Source organism: Bacillus sp. LR--39 (assembly GCF_053613335.1).
In genome coordinates this window covers 1-1,480 of sequence record NZ_JBSIOT010000136.1, presented here as the reverse complement: position 1 = coordinate 1,480, position 1,480 = coordinate 1, and the positions used below count along the sequence as shown (strand labels likewise).

1 protein-coding gene and 1 pseudogene are annotated in these 1,480 nt (G+C 51.6%); both read left to right on the top strand.

All coding sequences use genetic code 11. The features are described 5' to 3' along the window. Window positions 1–561 (top strand): annotated as a pseudogene (locus ACWHAR_RS21120) (galactokinase); the annotation flags it as partial. A 14-nt stretch (window positions 562–575) separates the two neighbouring features. Further along, window positions 576–1,480: UDP-glucose 4-epimerase GalE (gene galE / locus ACWHAR_RS21115; protein WP_452087723.1), on the top strand; the 905-nt coding region annotated here is incomplete at its 3' end.

The following is a 1,480-nucleotide window of genomic DNA, read 5'->3' as shown; positions in this document are numbered from 1 at the left end:
GTGTTGAAAGAACACGATGTGATCATCATCAATACAAACAAACAGCGGACGCTGGCCGGGTCTAAATATAATGAAAGGCGCGCCCAATGTGAAGAGGCGCTCGGCGATCTGCAACAGGAGTTGTCGATCGCAAGCCTGGGCGAATTGACGATGGAAGGATTTGAAGCCCATCAGCACCTCATCAGAAATGAAATCAATCAAAAACGCGCCAAACATGCTGTCTACGAAAATGCCCGGACGCTGAAGGCGCTTGAAAAACTTCGCGAAGGCGACCTCGCCGGATTTGGCAAGCTGATGAATGAATCCCATTTGTCATTAAGGGATGATTATGAAGTGACGGGGCTGGAGCTTGATGCCATTGTCCAGGCGGCCTGGGAACAAGACGGTGTCCTTGGCGCCCGCATGACCGGCGCCGGGTTCGGCGGCTGTGCGATTGCGATTGTAGAAAAAGACCGGACAGACAGCTTTAAAGAACGCGTGAATGCCGTCTACCGCGAAACGGTTGGCTATGATGCCGCTTTTTATACTGCGGCAATAGGCGACGGCGCCAAAGAAATATAGAAAGGGGAATGGATATGAGCGTGTTGGTTTTGGGCGGTGCCGGCTATATCGGTTCACACGCCGTGTACCAATTAATAGACAGAGGCGAAAACGTCGTTGTCGTTGACAACCTCGAGACCGGCCAAAGACAGGCAGTACATCCTGATGCGATCTTTTATGAAGGGGATGTGCGCGATCGCGATTTCCTCCGCACGGTTTTCGAAAAGGAACGTATTGAAGAAGTGATCCATTTTGCCGCCAGTTCACTTGTCGGCGAATCGATGAAAGATCCGCTCAAATATTACGACAACAATGTATCCGGAACACAGGTTTTGCTTCAGGCGATGCTCGAGCACGATGTAAAAAAAATCGTATTCTCCTCGACGGCGGCCGTCTACGGAGAGCCTGAATCGGTGCCGATTACAGAAGACATGCCGACAATGCCGACAAGCACCTACGGGGAAACGAAACTGATCATGGAAAAGCTCATGAAGCGGACTGAAGAAGCCCATGGGATCAGCTTTGTGTCTCTCAGGTACTTCAATGTTGCAGGGGCAAGGGAGACGGGAGAAATCGGAGAAGACCACCGTCCGGAAACACACCTAGTCCCCCTCATCCTGCAGACCGCTCTCGGCCAAAGACCGCATATAACGATTTTCGGCGATGACTATGATACGCCCGACGGCACATGCATCCGCGACTATGTTCATGTTGAAGACCTCATTGACGCTCATCTGTCGGCATTAGACTATTTAAGAAAAGGCGGCAAAAGCGATATATTCAATCTCGGCAGCAGCGAAGGATTTTCGGTGAAAGAAATGATTGATGCGGCCAGAAAGGCAACCGGGAAAGACATTACCGCCGAGATCGGCAAGCGCAGAGCCGGCGACCCGAGCATCCTGATTGCCGGCTCTCACAAGGCAAAGCAAGTTCTGGGCTG